Origin of the sequence: Amycolatopsis sp. NPDC052450 (genome assembly GCF_044547565.1) — a bacterium.
Lineage (GTDB): Bacteria > Actinomycetota > Actinomycetes > Mycobacteriales > Pseudonocardiaceae > Amycolatopsis.
This window is the reverse complement of sequence record NZ_JBIUAQ010000030.1, coordinates 1-19,283: the sequence shown is the minus strand read 5'-3', so window position 1 is coordinate 19,283 and position 19,283 is coordinate 1. Positions and strand designations below refer to the sequence as shown.

General features: G+C 68.4%; 17 protein-coding genes. 1 reads left to right on the top strand and 16 read right to left on the bottom strand.

The features are described 5' to 3' along the window. Positions 1–20: 20 nt before the first annotated feature. From ACIHAO_RS34300 to ACIHAO_RS34230, 15 genes are all read right to left on the bottom strand, one after another. Entirely contained in the window at positions 21–908 is an 888-nt protein-coding gene (locus tag ACIHAO_RS34300; protein WP_396564955.1) for a serine hydrolase, read from the bottom strand. Continuing rightward, positions 905–2,293, bottom strand: coding sequence for a serine hydrolase domain-containing protein (locus ACIHAO_RS34295; protein ID WP_396564953.1), 1,389 nt, complete (start codon positions 2,291–2,293; stop codon positions 905–907). Before ACIHAO_RS34295 ends, ACIHAO_RS34300 begins: the two co-directional genes overlap by 4 nt. A 121-nt stretch (positions 2,294–2,414) precedes the next feature. Further along, positions 2,415–3,326: a serine hydrolase gene (locus tag ACIHAO_RS34290; RefSeq protein ID WP_396564951.1), complete on the bottom strand. Its 912-nt coding sequence runs from the start codon at positions 3,324–3,326 to the stop codon at positions 2,415–2,417. 144 nt (positions 3,327–3,470) lie between these two features. After that, positions 3,471–4,739, bottom strand: coding sequence for an MFS transporter (locus ACIHAO_RS34285; RefSeq protein ID WP_396564949.1), 1,269 nt, complete (start codon positions 4,737–4,739; stop codon positions 3,471–3,473). 140 nt (positions 4,740–4,879) lie between these two features. Beyond that, positions 4,880–6,550, bottom strand: coding sequence for a PucR family transcriptional regulator (locus ACIHAO_RS34280; protein ID WP_396564947.1), 1,671 nt, complete (start codon positions 6,548–6,550; stop codon positions 4,880–4,882). A 76-nt stretch (positions 6,551–6,626) separates the two neighbouring features. Then, positions 6,627–7,733 (bottom strand): o-succinylbenzoate synthase, encoded by a 1,107-nt coding sequence (gene menC, locus ACIHAO_RS34275; protein ID WP_396564945.1) that lies wholly within the window; start codon positions 7,731–7,733, stop codon positions 6,627–6,629. Then, positions 7,730–8,614, bottom strand: a complete 885-nt coding sequence (locus ACIHAO_RS34270; protein ID WP_396564943.1) for a GNAT family N-acetyltransferase — start codon at positions 8,612–8,614, stop codon at positions 7,730–7,732. Before ACIHAO_RS34270 ends, menC begins: the two co-directional genes overlap by 4 nt. A gap of 31 nt (positions 8,615–8,645) precedes the next feature. Next, a complete protein-coding gene (locus tag ACIHAO_RS34265) occupies positions 8,646–9,788 on the bottom strand; it encodes a M20 family metallopeptidase (RefSeq protein ID WP_396564941.1) in 1,143 nt (380 codons plus the stop codon). Next, positions 9,785–11,260 (bottom strand): amidohydrolase family protein, encoded by a 1,476-nt coding sequence (locus ACIHAO_RS34260; protein ID WP_396564939.1) that lies wholly within the window; start codon positions 11,258–11,260, stop codon positions 9,785–9,787. Before ACIHAO_RS34260 ends, ACIHAO_RS34265 begins: the two co-directional genes overlap by 4 nt. A gap of 630 nt (positions 11,261–11,890) precedes the next feature. Beyond that, positions 11,891–13,228: a GH1 family beta-glucosidase gene (locus ACIHAO_RS34255; RefSeq protein ID WP_396564937.1), complete on the bottom strand. Its 1,338-nt coding sequence runs from the start codon at positions 13,226–13,228 to the stop codon at positions 11,891–11,893. A gap of 32 nt (positions 13,229–13,260) precedes the next feature. Continuing rightward, positions 13,261–14,100 (bottom strand): carbohydrate ABC transporter permease, encoded by an 840-nt coding sequence (locus tag ACIHAO_RS34250; RefSeq protein WP_396564935.1) that lies wholly within the window; start codon positions 14,098–14,100, stop codon positions 13,261–13,263. Further along, entirely contained in the window at positions 14,093–15,049 is a 957-nt protein-coding gene (locus ACIHAO_RS34245) for a carbohydrate ABC transporter permease (protein ID WP_396564933.1), read from the bottom strand. The genes ACIHAO_RS34250 and ACIHAO_RS34245 overlap by 8 nt, the downstream gene beginning before the upstream one ends. Then, entirely contained in the window at positions 15,049–16,359 is a 1,311-nt protein-coding gene (locus tag ACIHAO_RS34240; RefSeq protein WP_396564931.1) for an ABC transporter substrate-binding protein, read from the bottom strand. Before ACIHAO_RS34240 ends, ACIHAO_RS34245 begins: the two co-directional genes overlap by 1 nt. Positions 16,360–16,502: 143 nt before the next feature. Next, on the bottom strand, positions 16,503–17,024 hold the full coding sequence (locus ACIHAO_RS34235) for a hypothetical protein (protein ID WP_396564929.1): 522 nt from the start codon (positions 17,022–17,024) through the stop codon (positions 16,503–16,505). 2 nt (positions 17,025–17,026) lie between these two features. Beyond that, complete coding sequence (locus ACIHAO_RS34230; protein ID WP_396564927.1) at positions 17,027–17,683, bottom strand: GntR family transcriptional regulator; 657 nt, start codon at positions 17,681–17,683, stop codon at positions 17,027–17,029. 104 nt (positions 17,684–17,787) lie between these two features. Here ACIHAO_RS34230 and ACIHAO_RS34225 point away from each other — a divergent pair, with 104 nt between their 5' ends. After that, positions 17,788–18,219, top strand: coding sequence for a VOC family protein (locus tag ACIHAO_RS34225; protein ID WP_125795556.1), 432 nt, complete (start codon positions 17,788–17,790; stop codon positions 18,217–18,219). 266 nt (positions 18,220–18,485) lie between these two features. On the opposite strand, the gene ACIHAO_RS34220 is transcribed toward ACIHAO_RS34225, so the two are convergent. After that, on the bottom strand, positions 18,486–19,283 hold a 798-nt coding region (locus ACIHAO_RS34220; RefSeq protein WP_396564925.1), incomplete at its 5' end, for a transposase.

The window sequence follows — 19,283 nt, the reverse complement described above, 5'->3', positions numbered from 1 at the left end:
TTCTCCTACTGGGTCGCGCTCTACGCGCGGAGGTGGGCGACGGCGAGGCAGGCGGCCTCGCCGATGGCGGAATCGACCGCGGGCTGGCGGTCGGCGAGGGATTCGGCGCGGGTGAACACCGCGACGGCGTACCGGCGACCGTCCACATCGGTCACCACACCCGCTTCGTTGCGGACGGCGGGCAGCGTCCCGGTCTTCGCCGCGATCGCCACCCCGGCCGGGAAACCGGACGAGATCCGATGCGGCCAGATCTGCTGGGCCATGATCGTCCGCACGCGTTCGCAGGCGGCCGGGTCGCCCGCGCGGTCGGTCCAGATGGCGTCGAGCAACGTGGTGATCTCGCGCGGGGTCGACGCCGTGGTGCGTTCCGGGTCGAGTAAGGAAAGCTTCCAGAGCTGTTCCGGTGTGGCCGCGGCGAAGACGGCTTCCAGATCGTCGTCCGGTTGCGCGCCGAGGTCGGCGATCACCGAGGCGAAGAGGTCCTCGCAGCAGCCGATCAGCCGGGTCCTGGTGAGTCCGAGGTCGGTCAGGACCCGGTCCACCGCTTCCTGCCCGACCCGGTGGTAGACGACGTCGGTCGCGGCGTTGTCGCTCATCGTCAGCATGAACTGCGCGAGGTCGCGCCAGCTCATCTCGACGTCGTCCGCGCAGCCGGCGGTGCCGATCCCGCCGATCCGGTACCGCGCGACGACGCGAGTCCGCTCGGTTTCGTCGAGCCGTCCGGCGGCCACCTCACGGGCGAAGGCGACCGCCACCGGGATCTTGAACACGGACGCGAGCACGACCGGATCGTCCGCGCCGACGCCGACTTCGGGACCATCGGCGACGCCGACCTCGCGCGCGTGCACGAATCCGCGCGCCCCCGCGTTCGCGAAGACGGCCTCGATCTCGGCGCCGATTCCGGTCACCGGCTCACCCGCCGGTCCGCCCGTCCGGTGTGGACGTACAACGCCCGTCCGTTGCCGTCGTCGCCGACGAAGGCGTGCGGGAGGTGCAGGCCGAGCTCACCGTGCTCGGCGACCAGGGTGTCGCCCTTGTAGCCCAGCAGCCGGTTCTTCTCCGGCCCGGAACCGAGGTCGGCGAACACGCCCTTCGGCGTCCGTTCCAGCCACAGGCCACCGTCCTCGTCCTGGCTCACGACGATGTCCGCGACCTGCGACGAGTACTCGCCCACATAGCGCGACGGATCCGCCGGGGCCTCCGCGGCGTTGGGCTCCGGCAGCGGCGGGACCTCGACGCCCGCCAGCTCGCCCAGCACCTTCCGGAAGACGTCCCGGTAGAGGTGCAGCGGTTTGCCGCCGTTGGTCAGCAGCGCCACCGCGACATTGCTGCCCGGCACCACCCGCAGGAACGCGGACTGGCCGATGGTGCCGCCGTCGTGGCCGATCACCGGGCCGCCGTCCCAGTCGAAGATCATCCAGCCGAGCCCCCACGCGCCGCCCATCAGGCCGAGGTAGGGCAGTTCGACCTGGCGTTCCCACATGGCGCGCGCGGTTTCCGGCTTGAGCACCTGGGTGCCGTCGTCGGCTCGGCCCTCGTTGAGGTGCATGCGCACGAAGGTCAGCAGGTCGCGCGGGCGCATCGCGAGATGCGAACCCGCCGGCACGTTCGAGCGCGTCAGCGCCCAGACGGGCGCGGCCACCGGCTCCTCGTCCGGCGACGGCTGGACGTGGCCGATCGCGGCGCGATACCGGATCGCGTCGTACGGTCCGGCCGCGGCGTGGGTCAGCCCGAGCGGCGCGAAGAGGTGATCGCGCAGGCAGTCGTCGTAGGACTTGCCGCGCAGGACCTCGACGATCCTGCCGAGCACGCAGTATCCGGCGTTGTTGTAGGAGAACATCTCCCCCGGGCCGAACAGCTGGGGCACGTCGGAAAGCGTGGCCACGAGCTTGGCGACGCAGTCGTCGCCCTGCCCGGTGTCGGTGAAGATGTCGCCCTCGAAGCCGGAGGTGTGGCAGGTCAGCTGCCTTACGGTGATCCGCGACGCCGCGTCGTCGTCCGCGAGGGTGAACTCGGGAAGATAGTCACGGACCGGCTTGTCGAGGTCCAGCCTGCCCTCGTCGACGAGCTGCATCGCCAGGGTCGTCGTCCACACCTTGGTGATCGACCCGATCTGGAAGACGGAGTCCACTGTGGACTCGACGCCGGTGTTCTTGTTCAGCACGCCTGCCGCGTGGTCGATCACCTCTCCGCCCGCGAAGACCGCGACGGCCGCGCCGGGCACCTGATGCTTCTCCAGCAAGGCGGAAAAATTCTCCGCGAGCCAGGTCTCGATTTCGGAAAGTTTCGACATGCGCACCTCTTGTCCGTGGAAAGGGCGGTCCGGCGGTTCCCGGAATGCTAGGACGGTGACCGGCGTCACCGGTTCGTGCGGAACGACGAGAGCGACGGGAAAATTCATCCGGGCGGACGAATCATTCGCTCCCGGCCTCGGGAAGCCTGAGCCATTCGACGGCCTGCGCGGCGGCGAACCCGATGAACGCGTCCCGCTCCGGCACCCTCGACCGCCCGTCGACGGCTTCGGTGAAAATCCCTACCGCGTAACGGCCGCCATCCGGGTACTCGACCACGCCGACCTCGTTGCGCACCGAAGGCAGGGTCCCGGTCTTGCCGCTGACGCGGATCCCGTCGTCCGGGAACCCGGACCGCAGCCGGTGCGGCCACACCTGGAGTTCCATCCAGCGCCGGACGTCCGCGCACGCGACCGGCGCGGCCGCCTCGTCCCGCCAGATCAGCCCGAGCAGCCGGGTGATCTCTTCGGCGGTCGTGGCGCAGGTGTGCTCCGGACGCAGGGCGCGCAACGCGGCGATCCGCTCCATCGGGAGGTCCGCCAGCAGCCTTTCGTCGTCCTCGTAGGAGATCCCGAGGTCTTCCCCGATACTGCCGAGCACCTCCCCGCAGTCCTGCGGCACGGTGGTGTGTTCGAAACCGAGCCGCCGCAACGACTTTTCCGTCGATTCCTTCCCGACCCGGTCGAGGATCAGGTCGGTCGCGACGTTGTCGCTGATCCCGATCATCAGGATCGCGAGGTCGTACCACGACATCGTGATCTCGTGACGGAAGGTGGCCAAGCCGTACGGGCTCGGCGTCGGATGCCCCGGCAGGACGGTGATCCGCTCACCGAGGTCGAGCCCGCCGTCTGCGGCCTGCCTCGCCAGCTCCAGCGCGATCGGGACCTTGAAGACCGACGCCGTCACGACGGGGGTGTGCTCATCGACGCCGATCCGCCGGGTGCCGTCGACTTCGGCCGCGTGCAGCCGGACCCGGACGCCGGCCTCCTTCGCACGGTCGTTGATCGTTTCGATGACTTCGGACGCGGTGGGCATGGGTCTCCTGTCTGGTGTCGTGGTTGGGCACTGTTGAGCGAGCAGGTCGCGAAAGCCACTTTCGGGACGTCCAGCGTCGCGAAAGTGGCTTTCGCGACACGCGGGCTTGAGTGGCTGATCGCCTAGAGGCGCGGCCACGACCACTCAAGACCCCGCGCTGGGACTCGCCGGGGCGAACGAGAACTGGCCGGGGTTCTGCGGCACCCAGAACGCCATCACGGCGGTGAGGAAGGTGGTGCCGATGAGGAAACCGAACGCGGCGGTGTAGGAGAAGGTGTCGGCGAGCCAGCCCATCGCCACCGGCGCGACCGCGCCTGCCACCTGGCCGCCGAAGTTCATCACTCCCATGCCGATCCCGGTGACCGCGGTGGGGAGCACCCGCAGCGGCAGGCCGAAGACGGCCATCGTCGCCATGCCGAAGACGGCGAGGGCGAGGGTCTCGTAGACGGTGAACTCCGTCGTGCTGTCCGCGTTCACCATCAGCGTCAGCAGCACCACGGTCACCAGCGCGATCGAACCGAGGTACCAGCGGCCGTGATCGTGGAAGTACCGGTCGAACAGCCAGCCGCCGAGGATGGTCGTGCCGATGCTGACCAGCATCGGGATCGCGGCCAGTACCCCGGTCTGGCTCAACGACAGACCCCTCGACTCCAGCAGGTAGCTGGGCACCCAGGTGATCATCCCGTAGTTGAGCATGTTGGTGACGCAGAACAGCAGGGTGAACTTCCAGATCACCGGCGACTTCAGTACCTGTTTGCGGGATACCTCAGGGGTTTTCGCCTCGTCGCGCGGAAGGCTGCTCAGTTCCTTCGGCAGGGCCTTGGGCAGCATCGTCCACACGATCACCCCGATGATCGCGCCGATCCCGGCCATCCAGAAGAACGTGTGCCGCCAGCCGATCGCCATCAGCAGCGGGCCGACGATCAGCGGCGCCAGCCCGGCACCGATCCCGCCGGCGGACAGCATCACGCCGGTCACCGTCGCGCGGTTGCCGGGGGTGGTCCGTTCGGCGATCGCCTTGAACGAGGCCGCCGGGAAAAGTCCTTGGCACACACCGAAAAGGCCACGGACGACGAGCAGCATGCCGAAGGTGCCCGCCATCCCGGTCATCGCGGTGAACGCCGACCAGAGCAGCAGCGTGACCAGCATCGGCCCTCGCGAGCCGTACCGGTCGGCGAGGAATCCCGCCGGGATCTGGCAGACCATGTAGACGAGCGCGAACACGGTGACGAGCCAGCCCTGTTCGGTCTTGCTGAGCTCGAATTCGGCGCCGATCATCGGCAGCGCCATCCCGATCGAGAAGCGGTCGATGTAGTCGACCGCCCAGGCGAACACCATCACCACCATGGTGATAAGCGCCGTCCGGTTGATCCGCCGCGCTGTCCAGGTGTCCTCGTTGACCACTGCCGTCATGGCGCCTCCGCGGAAACTGTGGGAGAGAAGGAGAACGGCGCGAGCGTGGCGCCGATCACTCATTCTGAAACGCGTCCCGCGGGTGGAGTTCGTGCGATCACACGAACATCGGCCGTCGTTTCGGGGCGGTCAGACCAAGGTCAGTCTTCGATGCCGGGCGGCCCGGTCCGCGCGTCGCGGGGCAGCAGCCGCAGTTGCAGCATCGCGGCGAACCGCTCCCCCGCGTCGTCGAGGTCGATCTCGCCGACTTCGGCAAGCCGGCGTAACCGGTAGCGGAAGGTGTTCGGATGGACGTAGGCCGACGCGGACGCGGCGCCGATGTCCCCGAAGGCGTCCAGCCAGCAACGCAGCGTGTGCACCAGTTGTGACTGGTGCTGGGCGTCGTAGGCGAGCAACCGCGCGACAGGTCCTGTCGCGACGTCTCCCCTGGCCGCGGCGAGATCGGCCAGATCCAGCATGAGCGCGTCGACGTGGACGTCGTCGGCGGTCGCGACGCGTTTGGCTCCACCGTTGGTGAGCAGCACGCGCAGCGCCCGGTCGGCGCCGTCACGGGAGGCGTGGAGCCCGGAGGCGTCGAGCGCGAGCGGCCCGACGCCGATCGCGGCCGCCGCGCGGCGGCCGGTGCGTTCCAGGAAGGTCGAAGCGACCCGCACCGAACGTTCCTGACAGTCGGAGTGGCCGCCGGGCATCGGCACGATGCCGTAGGCGACGTCGCCCACGAGCGCGACGGCCGAACGAGGCTGGACGGCGCTCAGGTGCATGGCCAGCGCGTCGGCGACCCGCTGGCGGTCCGCGACCAGACGGAGATCGTCCTCGAGCGCGGTCGAGCCGAGCAGGCCCATGGCGAGCACGACCGACGGCCGGCCGAGCAAGCCGAGCCGGGCGATGGCCTCCGGTGCCCCGGCGCCGCCTTCGAGTGCCGTGCTCACGAGATCCGCACGCAGCCGCCGTTCGACGTCGGCACCCGCTCGCAGCCGGAGCATGTGCAACGCGACGAGCTTCGCGGCGTCGATCAGCGCCTGGGTCCGCTCGTCACTGAGCGGCTCCCGCACCGCCGCCCAGATCGACCCGAGCACCTCGTCACCCGCCCGGACGGCGAGGGCCACGCGGGGAATCGCGATCTGGTTGTCGTCGTAACGCTGCGGATCGACGTACACGGGCGCCTGATCGCGATACAGCTTCTCGAAGACGCCGTCCTGTTCGAGGCCGCGGGCGAACCGCTCCGGTACCTGCCTGCCGAGGATCGTCTCCACCCGGGACGGATCCGCTTCGTCCTGGCGTCCGGAGAACGCGAGGATCCGGTTGTTGCGATCCTCGATGGTCACCGGCGCGTCGATGAGCGCGGCGATCGCGTTGGCCAGGGCGAACAGATCGCCCGACGGCATTCCGCCGAGCGTCTGCGGCGAGACCTCGCCGACGTCCTCCTCGGCGAGCAAGGTCCTGAGCATGGCGGCGAGCTGGGCCCAGGACGCGCCGCGCGCCAGCCCGAGCAGGGCGACGCCGGACGACTCCGCGGCTCGCCGGAGTTCCGGCGCCGGGGTGACGGGAGACCGGACGACGAGCGCCGCCGCACCCCTCGCACCCACGTCGTGCAAAAGGCGGACGACCTCGTCCTGCTCCCGCACCCCGACGCCGAGCACGACGGCTCCGCCAGGGATGTCGGATTCGTCGTGCGGATCGTGGATGACCACCCCGCCGAGTTGCCTGCGGGTGGTCCGGCCGACCGCGACCGGCTCCAGGAGCACGTCCCCGAGGTCTTCGAGGACGCGTCCCAAACTCGTATGCGGCTTGCTGGGCACCGGTGTCAGCACCCCCCGAAGTTAGACCCGGTCTCGCCGAACCGATTGGTCCGAGCCGACCAAATCTAACCCCGGAATTCGTAGAACGCTACGAACCGATCCACGCTTTCTCCACGGTGACCTCGTCGAGCAGCTCCGGAATCGGAGTCACGCCGAGGCCGGGACCGGTCGGCACCGGCAGATGCCCGGCCTCGAGCACGAACGGCTCGGTGATGTCGGTGCGGTAGAACCGGCCGGACGCCGAGGTGTCACCCGGCAGCGTGAAGCCGGGCAGTGAGGCCAGCGCGACGTTGGCCGCCCGGCCGAGGCCGGTCTCGATCATCCCGCCGCACCACACCGCGATCCCGTGCGCCGCGCAGACGTCGTGCACCCGGCGGGCTTCGAGGTAGCCGCCGACGCGGCCCGGTTTGATGTTGACGATCTGGCAGGCGCCGAGCTTGATCGCGTCCGCAGCCGCCCTGGCGGAGACGATCGATTCGTCGAGGCAGATCGGGGTCCGGATGCGTTTCGCCAGTTCGGCGTGCCCGAGCACGTCCTCTTCTTCGAGCGGTTGCTCGATCAGCAGCAGGTCGAACGGGTCGAGCCGGGCGAGCAGGGGCGCGTCGCCCAGGGTGTACGCGGTGTTCGCGTCGACCTGCAGCAGCACGTCGTCACCGAAGCGTTCCCGCACCCGGCGGACCGGTTCGACGTCCCAGCCGGGTTCGATCTTGAGCTTGATCCGGACGTAGCCCTCGTCGAGGTAGCCGCCGACGACGTCGAGCAGCTGCGGGATCGAGTCCATGATCCCGACCGAGACCCCGCAGGCCACGGAGTCGCGAGTGGACCCCAGTTCGGCCGCGAACGACCGGTCGTGCGCGCGGAGTTCGGCGTCGAGGACCGCCATCTCCAGCGCCCCCTTCGCCATCCGGTGGCCCTTGAACTTCGCCAGCAACGGCGTCACCTTGTACGCGGTCACGTCCTCCGCGGCCAGCAAAGCCGGGATCAGGTGATTCCGCAGCACATGCTCGGCGGCGTCGTTGTACTCCGACGAGTAGAGCGGCGCCTCCATCGCCACGCATTCGCCCCAGCCCTCGCCCGCGGGGGTCACCGCGCGGACGAGCAGCAGTTCCCGTTCGGCCTGCGTTCCGAACGACGTCCGGAACGGGGCCACGAGCGGCATCCGGACCCGGCGCAGTTCCACACCGCTGAGTTTCACGACTGCTCCTTCGAGATCACGTACCAGCCGGCACGATCGAAACCGGCGACCTTGGCGTTGTCCGCCATCAGTCCGCCGAGGACTTCGCGCAGGGCGACCCGCCACGCGTTGCCGCGACCGGGATCGGTGCGGCGCAACCGTTCGATATCGGACGGGACGGCGACGAGGACGGTCGGCGCGTCGGTGGAGCCGATGCTCGGACCGCCGTCGGATCCGACCGACAACGCCTTCGCCGCTCCCAGCGCTTCCGCGTCGATCAGCACCGGTTCACCGAAAGTGGCGGCGCGGACCGCGGGGCTCGCCAGGTCCCAGCCGACCATCAACCGGTCGGTGTCGCCCGAACCGTTGATGCTGTCCTCCATCGGACCGTAGAAATCGGGCAGGTACCCGATCGGCCGCGCGCCGAGCTTCCCCAGGTTGAAGTAGGCGTTGCGCCGCACCAGCGGGTCGAAGGTCCAGGTGATCACCGAGACGTCCTGGAGCAGCGCCCAGCCGCGCTGGTGCAGTTTGAGCGCGTGCCCGATCCCCCTGCCGACGCCCGCCTTGACGACGCCGGCGATGTGGCTGTGCAGGCTCGCCTTCCCGGGATTCCCGAAGAAACCGAAACAGGCACCCAGCAGTTCGCCGTGTTCGAAAGCGCCCGCGACGTAGTTCCCGGCCGAGGACATCGCCCGCAGCAGTTCCGTGCTCACCGGCCGGGCGCCGGGCGCGGTCTGCCAGATCGACTCGAACAGGCCGACCACCGCGGCCAGATCGGCGATTTCGGTGAGTTCGCGGATTTCGACGCCCGAAGCCGCGGCCGCGGCCCGCGCGGCGGCGACGGCTTCGTCGCGCACCTCCCGGGTGACCAGGCTTTCCGCGTTCGTCGCAAGATTCGTCACGGGACGATCCTTTCCCGGCTCGGCGGTGGAGTCACCGTCGTGCCGTACCAGATTCACCCGCGGGATTCGTCGCACCGGACGGACCCCGCTTCGCGAGCACGTTTTCCACGAGCGCGGCCAGCAAAGCGGTGCGCCGCGGCAGTTCCGCGACGACGACGTGTTCGTGATCCGCGTGTGCCCCGCCGCCGACGGCGCCGAGGCCGTCCAGGGTCGGGACGCCCATCCCCGCGGTGTAGTTGCCGTCCGAGGCGCCGCCGACCGACGCGGAAGTCAGTTCCCCGAGACCGAGGTCGTCCGCGAGTTCCCGTGCCAGCGCGAACAATCCCGCCGACGATCCCGCTTCGAGCGGCGGCCGGTTGATCCCGCCGGTCACCCCGACCACGGCGCCCTCCAGTACCGGACGGAGGTCCCGCATGGCCCTGTCGACGCGGAGTTGCTCGGCCTCGTTCCACACGCGGACGTCGACGGCCACACTCGCGGCGGCGGGAACGGTGTTGACGGTCGTTCCCGCCGAGACGACGGTGGGCGTCACGCTGGTCCCCGCTTCGGGGTCGGCGAGGGCGGCCACCGCGAGGATCTGGTGGGAGATCTCGATTCCAGCGTTGACCCCCTTCTCCGGTTCGAGCCCGGCGTGCGCGGCCCGGCCGGTCACCTCGACCCGGTAGTGGGATACGCCTTTACGGCGGCACTTCAACGCGCCGCCGTCGGCCGAAGCCTCCAGTACGAACGCCGCGTCGCAACCCGCCGCGGTCTCCTCGATCAGGGCGCGGGACGACGGCGAGCCGATCTCCTCGTCGCCGGTGACCAGAATGGACAGTCCGTCGCGGTCGGGCACGGTCGCGGCGGCGTGCAGCGCCATCACGACGCCCGCCTTCATGTCGAAGCATCCGGGGCCGCGCAACACGCCGTCCCGGATGGAAAACGGATGCGTCTCCAGCGAACCGTGCGGCCACACCGTGTCGTGGTGACCGAGCAAGAGAACCCGGGCCGGCCCGTCGCCGAAACGCCAGCGCAGATGGGTGACGCCGTCGATGACGATCCGCTCCGGTTCCGCGCCGAGGAGCCGCCGTCCCAGTCCGGCCACCACCTCGGCGCTGCGGGCCACCGCCTCGTGGTCCGATGACGGCGACTCGCAGCGGACCAGGGTTTCGATGTCGGCGAGCAGATCGCTCATCGCGGCTCACCGCGCAGCGGCTTGCCGGGGAAGGCGTCCGTGCGCAGATTCCCGTCGGTGACGACCGGGACCCCCGAGACGAACAGGTGCCGGACGCCGACCGACGGCCTGGTCGAGTCGAAGTAGGTCGCCGCGTCGGTGACGGTGTTCGGGTCGATCACGACGATGTCGGCGTCGGCGCCGACGTTGAGCCGTCCCTTGGCCAGCGCCCCGGGCGCGACCTCGTCGAGCACGCGCGCCGGCAGGTAGGAGCAGCGCCGGAACGCCTCCAGCCACGTCCATGCCTTGCTCTCGCGCACCATCAAGCGCAGCGTCTTCGCGTACGTCCCGGACGTGCGCGGATGCGTCGCGCCGCCGGGCGGCAACGGCCATTCGGTGCTCTCGCTGGTTCCGTTCTTCCAGTACACGGGCAGCGCGTCGCTGGCGACGATGGCGTCGGGGAACGCGAGTGCCTGACGCAGCAGGTCGAGGTCGTGCGCGCTGCTCTCGTCGAGGAACTCGAGGATGCACGGCGCACCAGGGTCTTCGGCGCGAACCTGGAGCAGGCGGCCCTCGTCGGCGATGCGCTCCCCCGACTCCAGCATGATCACGCTGGACGGGGACAGGCCCTTCATCTTCAACCGTTCGGGCGAGAGGAACGCCGCGCCGATCCCGGTGCTGCCCGCCCCGTACGGATACGCCTCGACGGTCACCCGCGAGCCCGCCGCACGGCCCGCTTCGAGCGCCGCGAGCACACGCTCGATCTGGTGGCCGGACGTGCTGTTCACGTGACAGTGGTGCATCGCGGCCCCGGTCTCGGCCGCGACGATCGCGATCTCCGCCGAACCGTCGATCGGTGTCGCCGGGTTCACCTCGACCAGTTCACGGACGTGGGTGTACGTCGGCGCGCCCGCCTCCTTGGCCAGACGGGCCAGCGCGAGGAACTCGGCCGGGTCGGTGTCGGGCGCGTAACCGAGGAGCACGCCGACGCCGAGCGCGCCGGCGGCCAGCTCACCGTCCACAAGGGACAGCCAGGCGGCCAGTTCCTTCGGCGACGAAGTTCGTTGCCAGGCCGGGTTTCCGAGCACCGCCAGCCCGCTGTCGATATTCGCGTCCGGCTCGATCCCGGCCAGCACCTGCGCCCGCGCCGCGCCCCAGGACGCGGAGAACCCGTAGTGCAGCGGACGTCCCGCCGCGGCGGCTTCGGCGTAGGCCCGCTCGATCGGCATCAGCCCGGCTTCGAGGTCGAGCGCGGTCGTCACACCGTCCATCGCCTGGAGCCGCTGGCCCGCGATGGTGTGCACGTGGCTGTGCAGGTCGATGAACCCCGGTCCGACGACGAGCCCGGTGACGTCGATCTCCGTGTCGCCCGCTTCCGAAGGCAGGCCCGCCCCCACGGCGGTGACCACCCCGTCCGTCACCAGCACGTCCGCCGTGCCGTCGAAGCCCGTCTCCGGGTCGATGACACGACCGCCACGCAAGACTGTCCGCATACTTCGCCTCCTAGGATCGCCTCTCATGGCGACCCTAGGAGGTTTCGGCGGACGTCCGTTCGTACCACGCGACGAATCCGGACCCCTCGGTCCATCCGCCCGCACGAACCGCTCGTGAGTGGTCAGGACGGTCAGAGAGGGGTGAGGCGAAGGTGTCGGGTCGCGGGGATTCGCTCGCGGCCGTGGGGCGACCGTGTCGCGAAAGCCACTTACGGGACGTCAGGCGTCGCGAAAGTGGCTTTCGCGACACATCTCTCCCCATGAGTTCAGCGAGGGTCACGTCACCGCAGCGAACGCCTCTCTTCGCTACCGCACCCTGCCCCAGACGTTGCGAAAGCCACTTTCGCAACGTTGAAGGTTGCGAAAGTGGCTTTCGCAACCCGCCACCTCTGCCGTACCCCTGTTATTGAGAGGTAAGGCAAAGGTGGCGGGGTTGCCTCGCTCGTCCACGCATCGACCTCGGGCGTCGCGAAAGCCACTTCGCCGCGTCATCGATTCTCCGTCAGCCATAGAGACTACTAGCCCTCGGGGTGAAGGGGACTTTCCCCGCATGCGATGCGCGGAAAGTCCCCTTCACCTCGCCTGTCGCAACCTGCCACCTTTGCCGTACCCCTCACTCACGAGGCCCGACTAGCGGTTCCGGTGTTCGGCGATGATCTCCGCATACCGATGGCCACTCGCCTTGACCGTACGGACCTGGGTTTCGTAGTCGACCCGAACGAGCCCGAACCGTTTGCTCAGCCCGCTGTCCCATTCGAAGTTGTCGAGCAACGACCAGGCGAAGTACCCCTTCACCGGCGCGCCCGCTTCGGCCGCGCCCGCCACCGCGCCGAGATGTTCTTCCAGGTAGGCGATGCGGTCGGCGTCGTCGATCGAACCGTCCTCGGCGACCTTGTCGTCGAAGGCGGCCCCACTTTCGGTGACATAGATGGCGCGGGCGCCGTACTCGTTGGCGAGCCGGTGGATCAGGTCCGCGAGGCCCTGCCCGTGGATCTCCCAGCCCATCGCGGTCGTCGCGGCTCCCTCGACCGGCACCTGCCGCGCGCGGGGCGCCGGACCGTCCGGGTCGTCCTCGACGATCTGGCGGAAGTAGTAGTTCAGCCCGTGGAAACCGACCGGGGCCGAGATCACCTCGAGGTCGTCCCCGCGCACAGGCGGTTCGACGCCGTAGACGTCGATCATGTCCGCCGGGTAGCCACGCCCGTTCGAGGGGTCGAGCCACCAGCGGTTGACGTGCCCGTCCATCCGGGCCGCAGCCTCGACGTCCGCAGCGGAATCCGACGCGGGTTCGATTCCGCTGAGGTTGACCACCAGACCGACGTTGGCGGGCCGCGCGGCGTTCGCGGTGATCGCCTGCACCCCGAGACCGTGCGCGAGCAGAAGATGGTGCGACGCGTGGATCGCCTGCTTGAGATCCTTGATCCCGGGAGCGAACCGGCCTTCGAGATAGCCGAGCCAGGCCGAGCACAGTGGCTCGTTGACGGTGTTCCAGTCCGTCACCCGGTCACCCAGCCGAGCCGCCACGACCGCCGCGTAATCCGCGTAGGCGTACGCCGTGTCGCGTTCGGGCCAGCCGCCGTCCGCCTGCGACGCCGAAGGCAGATCCCAGTGGAACAGCGTGACGAACGGCCGGATCCCGGCTTCCAGCAACGCGTCGACCAGCCGGTCGTAATGGTCGAGGCCGAGCGCGTTGACCTCGCCGCGGCCGGTGGGGATCACCCGCGGCCAAGCGACCGAGAAGCGGTACGCGTCCAGGCCGAGTCCCTTCATGATCGCGAGATCCTCCGGCCAACGCCGATAGTGATCGCACGCGACATCGGCGGTGTCGCCGTTCAGGACGGCACCCGGGACCCGGACGAAGTCGTCCCAGATGGACGGGAGGCGGCCGTCGGCGTCGACGGCGCCCTCGACCTGGTACGCGGCGGTGGCCGCACCCCACAGGAAATCGGCGGGCAGGTGCAGATTCAAGGCGGACCTCTCTGTACGGAGCGACGGGCGGGTCATTTCACGGCGCCGGCGGTGAGCCCGGCGACGAGATAACGCTGGAGCAGCAGGAATCCGGCGACGACCGGGACGGAGACGATCAGGGACGCGGCCATGACCTGGTTCCAGTACACCTGGACCTGGGTGGAGTACTCCTGGAGCCCGACGGCGAGGGTCCGCGTGCCCGAGTCGGTCATCACCGATGCGAACAGGACCTCGCCCCAGGCCGTCATGAACGAGTAGATCCCCACCGCCACGATGCCCGGCATCGCCGCGGGGATGACCACCCGGATCAGCGCGCCGAGCGGCCCGGTGCCGTCGACCATCGCGGCTTCGTCGAGCTCTTTGGGGATCGAGTCGATGTAGCCGGCGAGCATCCAGATGGCGAACGGCAGCGAGAAGGTCAGGTAGGTGATGATCAACCCGAGGCGCGAGCCGTACAGGACGATGCCGGTGGTGTTGCCGATGTTGACGAAGATGAGGAACAGCGGCAGCAGGAACAGGATGCCGGGGAACATCTGGGTGGAGAGCACGGTCATCTTGAAGAAGTTCTTGCCCCGGAACCGGAAACGGCTCAACGCGTAGGCCGCGAAGATCGCGATCACCACCGAGAGGATCGCCGCCGATCCGGAGATGACCAGGCTGTTCACGAAGTACTCGGCGAGCGGGATCGTCTCCCAGATGTCGAAGAACGGCTGGATGGTCAACGTCGTCGGAAGCCACTCCCACTTGCCTTGCACGTCCCCGAGCGGTTTCAGCGACGACGAAACCATCGCGTACAACGGCACGAGGGTGAACAAGGCGAGGAAGCCGAGGACGAATCGGCGGGCCCACGGGACCCAGCGAGGCTCAGACAACGGCGTTCCTCCTCCGCGCGGTCAGTCCCAAGTAGACAGTGCTGACGATCAGCAGGAACAGCAGCAACAGCACCGACATCGCCGAGCCGAGACCGAAGTTCCAGGTCACGAAGGAACTCTGGTAGATGTGGATCGAGATCAGCGACGCCTCCTTCGGCGCGGACGCTCCGAAAAGGACATACGGCGTGTTGAAGTCGTTGAAGGTCCACAGGAACAACACCAGCAGCAGCACCTGGTTGACCGGCCGCAGCATCGGCTGGGTGATCGACTGGAACCGGCGCCACCAGCCCGCGCCGTCGATGGCCGCCGCTTCGTACAGTTCGCCGGGGATGTTCTGCAGCCCGGCCATCACGATCAGGAAGGCGAACGGCCAGTTCCGCCAGACCGAAACCACCACCAGCGACCAGAAGCTGTTGTCCCCGATGAGCCAGAACGAATCCGTGCCCAGCAGGTCGTTCACCAGGCCGGTGTCCTTCTGGAACATGAACGACCAGGTGATCACGGCGGCGTACATCGGCAGCGCGTACGGCACCAGGAACAGCGTCCGGAGCAAGCCACGGCCGCGGAAGTTCTTCTGCATCAGCACGGCGGCCGAGGTGCCGAAGAGCCAGCAGAACCCGACCGAGAGAACCGTGTAGAGGACGCTGATCCAGAACGAACCGAGCAGTGACTTCCCCGCCGCGGAGTTGAAGTCGAGGACGAACTTGTAGTTGTCCAGCCCCGCCGCCGGGGCGGACGAGAAGTCCCGGATGGAGAACTGCGTCAGCTTGAAGAAGCTCATCACGAGCCCGGCGATCATCGGGATCACGTGGACGAGCAGTTCGAGCAGGATCGCCGGCAGCAGGAGCAGATACGGCAGCGCGATCCGGCGTCGTTTATGCCGGGTACCCCGGGGCCCTGGAGCCCCGGCCGTCTTCAAGGCCGGGGCGTCGTCGAGAGCGGTCGGCATCAACCACCGGCCGCGATCTGCTGGTCCGCCTGGTTCAGCTGGTCCCGGATCTTGGCTCCGTCCACCGGCTTGCCCGCGGCGACGTCGGCGAACATCGCCTTCATCGCGGTGCCGATCAGGGTCTCGAACTGGGACTCCTGCGGAACCTGCGGCATCGGCTCGGCCGAATTCGCGAGCACGTTCTGGAAGACCTTGACGTCCTCGGTCTGGAACGCCGCGTCACTGTAAGCGTCCTGGACGGTCGGCAGCGAACCGTAGGTCTTGTTGAGCAACGCCTGTTCCGGCGCCGAGACCATGAACTTCACGAAGTCCAGTGCGGCATCGGGGTTCTTGGTGTTCTTGAAGACCGCCATGTTGATGCCCGCGACGAAGCTGGTCACCTTCCGGCCGTTCGGCGGCGCGGCGGCGGGCAGCGGGATCGGCGCGACACCGAGGTTCGCCATGTCCATCCCGATGTTCTTGAACGAACCCGCGGAGGCCTGGTTCATGAACATCGCGGCCTTGCCGTCCGACAGATCCTTGAGGGATTTGGCGGTGTCGGCGTACTCGGCGTTGGCCGGGTTGACGATCTTGTCCTTCTGCATGAGGTCGACGAACTGCCGCACGGCCGCGACCGACGGATCCGACGCGAGCTGCGGTTTGCCCTCGGCGGTGAAGAACTGCGCGCCCTGCTGAGCGCCGAGGATCGCCGCGTGGTGACTGTTCTCCGTGACCTGGCCGGCTTGGAGCGAGAGCCCCCACTGGCCCTTGTCGGGTTTGGTGAGTTTCTTGCCGTCCTCGACGAGTTCCTCCCAGGTGGCGGGCGGCTTGGTGATCCCGGCCTCGGCGAAGAGCTTCTTGTTGTAATACAGGCCGTACGCCTGGCCGTAGAGCGGTACGCCGACCGGCGGCTGACCGCTCGCCCCGGTGGCCGCCAGCGACGGGCCGAGGAACCGCGCCTTGCCGCCGACCTTCTCCAGCGCGGCGTCGTCGAACGGCAGGAACGCCCCTGTCGCCTGCAATGAGGCCGACCAGGTGTTGCCGATGTTGAGCACGTCCGGTCCCTTGCCGGAGGTGGTGGCGGCGAGGATCCGGTTGAGCAGATCCGTCCACGGGACGACCTCGAGCTTGACCTTGATCCCGGAGGCCTTCTCGAACTTGTCGAGTTCGGGCCGCAGGACCGCCTTGTCGTTGTCGAGACTGGTGCCCTGGTTGGACGCCCAGTACACGAGCTCCTTGGGAGCACTGGACGACGTGTCGCCGCCGCATGCCGTCGTGGCGGCGGCCGCCAGCGCCAGGACGAGCGCGGGAGCGATCTTTCCGATTCGCATCGATGGTCCTCGGGGTGAGTGGCCAGGCCGCGTCCGGAGCCTGTGACCCGGGACACGTCTTATTTCAGGGCTTGAGTTAAGCCTTGGCCAACCTTGCCGTCAAGACCTTGAACGCCATTTCGTCCGCCTTGCCACCGTATCGTTCACCAGGGGGTTCCACCCAGGGTCGCGGGGCCGCGGTCGATGGTGATCATCTTCTCAAGACGATAGGCGTCGAGATCCGCGTCGAGCCAGGACTCCCCTGACCGGGCGCGATGGAATCGGAAGGTCCCGTTCGTGCTGTTGGCGCCGATGACACACCGGACCGGGACCGGCGCGATGCGGGCGATTTCGAGCGCGAACCCGACACCGTGACGCAACATCAGGACCTGATCCGCTTCGGAGATCACCGGCTCGCCGTCCGGCAGGCGTCCCACCTCGACCGGCAGATGGTCTTCGAGATGGAAGCTACTGACAAAGCACTCCCAGGCGGTCAGGTCGGCCTGCCTTCCCGGTGGCCGTCCGGCCCAGGCGGGGATCCCGCCGAAAGTGATCACGTCACCGGTCAGAACCACGCCGTCGGCGAGCATCTCCCGCAGCCCGGGCGCCAACCGGTCCGGAGGTATCGCGACGGGCAAGGGGCCGAGCGCCTCGACGGCCAGGTCGTTCAGGCGAACGTTGAGCACGGTCACTTCCCCGTCAGCACGTCGAAGGCCTCGCCTCGGTGCACGGCGAACAGTTCGAGCGCCTTCTCGCCGTCACGGGCACGAAGCGCGGACGCCAGCCGGCGGTGCTCGGCCGGGATGCTCGCGAGGTAGCCGTCGGAGCTCACGCCGATCCGGGTCAGCAGGAACAGGTACACCTGTGACCGGATCGCCTGCCACGCCTCGACGAGCCGCCGATGCCCGGACGCCGCGTAGACCGCGTCGTGGAAGTCGATGTCGCGGCGGACCATCTCGTGCTCGTCGCGCGCCCGGTCCATCCGCTCGACGACCTCGTCGATCGCGGCCAGGTCCGCGTCCGACGCCCTCGCGACGACCAGCTGAACCGCCAACTGCTCCAGCGCCGACCGCAGGCTGTCGAGTTCGGCGACGTCCACATCGGACAAGGTGGTGACGATCGCGCCGCGATGCCATTCGCTGCGGACCAGCCCCTCGCGCTCGAGCTTGAGCAGCGCTTCGCGCACGGGACCGCGACTGACGCCGAGCGCCGCCGAAAGCTCGACCTCGCGCAACTGCGCGCCAGGCGGATAGGCGCCACCGAAGATGGCGTCCCGGACCCTGTCGGCCACCTCGTCCGCCAGCCCGCGGCGACGCGCCGGCACCACCCTGCCGGGTTCGCTCATCCTCATCCCTCCCACTGGAACGGCCGATCGTAGCGGCTCGCCGAGCTTTGTCCTAATGTTAACATTACGACAAGTGCTAGTCCGCCGGAAAGGATTCCCTGGGTATGACCGTCCTCGACTCCCCCATCCCGCGCTTCCACCTCGCCATGCCTGTCGACGACCTCGCCGCCGCGCGCACCTTCTACGGCGACGTCCTCGGCCTCGAACAGGGCCGCAGCTCCGACACCTGGATCGACTGGAACCTCCACGGCCACCAGTTCGTCACGCACCTCGCCCCGGAGCGGCCGCGTCAGATCCACAACCCCGTCGACGGTCACGACGTGCCCGTCCCCCACTTCGGCCTGATCCTCACCGTGCCGGAATTCCGGAAACTGGCGGACCGGCTGCGCGCGGCGGACACCTCGTTCGTCATCGAGCCCTACGTGCGCTTCGAGGGCCAGACCGGGGAACAGTGGACGATGTTCCTGCTGGACCCCGCGGGCAACGCCCTGGAGTTCAAGGCGTTCGCCGACGATTCGCAGGTCTTCGCCGCATGACCGGTCGTGAGTGGCGATTCGGAATCTGGCGAGCTCGCTCTTAGGTACCTGAGGACTACCAGGCGGCTGCTTCAGTGCTTCCGACGGCCAGGCGTCGAATTCTCGTGTCGTGAAGGGTCCCTTTGAGACCTTCACCCTGGATCCACCGGTGTGTTTGTTAGGTGATCTTGGTGGGGGTTTTTGATCTTCTGGTTGGTTGGTGGGCAGGGTGGGTTGCCGGTCGTCTCATCCGGTGTGTCCACTGTGGTCTGGTTGTCGGGGCGGGATCAGGTTGTTCGGTGCGTTGTGGTGAAGAGTGCCTGGTAGGCGGCTTGCCAGGGCCAGTTGGCGGGTAGTCGGAGGGTGATGCGGCGGGCGGTGCGGGTGATGCGGGCGGGAATGGTGATCAGCTGTTTGCGGAGGGTGCCGGTGCGGGCTTTGGCGTGGAAACCGCTGGTCAGGCAGCCTGCGGCGCGGAGCAGGTTGTGGGTGAGGCAGGCCAGGATCAGCCAGGCGTGGTTGGCGGGGAAGCGGCCGGAGGGGAAGTGTGCGAGGGCTGCGTCGTTGAGGTCGGCGAAGACCTGTTCGATGATCGCGTGCCGGCGGTGGTATTTGTCGGCGGTGTGCAGGTCGAAGCCGGTGTCGGTGAACACGGCGTGGTAGTTCCAGACGCGGAACAACTCGCCTTGGGTGTTCCGCTTGAATCTCGGGGTGCGGCGGACCAGCAACCGGGCGGTGACCTGACGGCCGGGATTCTGGGTGGTGTTGATGAACGCGGTCAGCGTGGTTTCGGCGATCTCGGCATGGGTGATCAACTGCCCGGTTTCGGGGTCGGGGATCGGATGCCGGTATTCGATCTCGTCCCAGGCGTCCTCGCCGATCCGGTCGATCACGGCCTGGGTCGCCACGTTTTTCTGGGCGGTGACCGAGAAATAGGCGCCCGCCTTGCGGATCGCGGCGATGATCGGGCCGGTGAAGAACGCCGAATCGGCGCGGACCACGATCGTCCCGGTCGCCCCGGCCCGGCGCGCGAGACCGATCGCCTCGGTGATCATCGACGCGGCCCCGCGCCGGGAATCACAGTT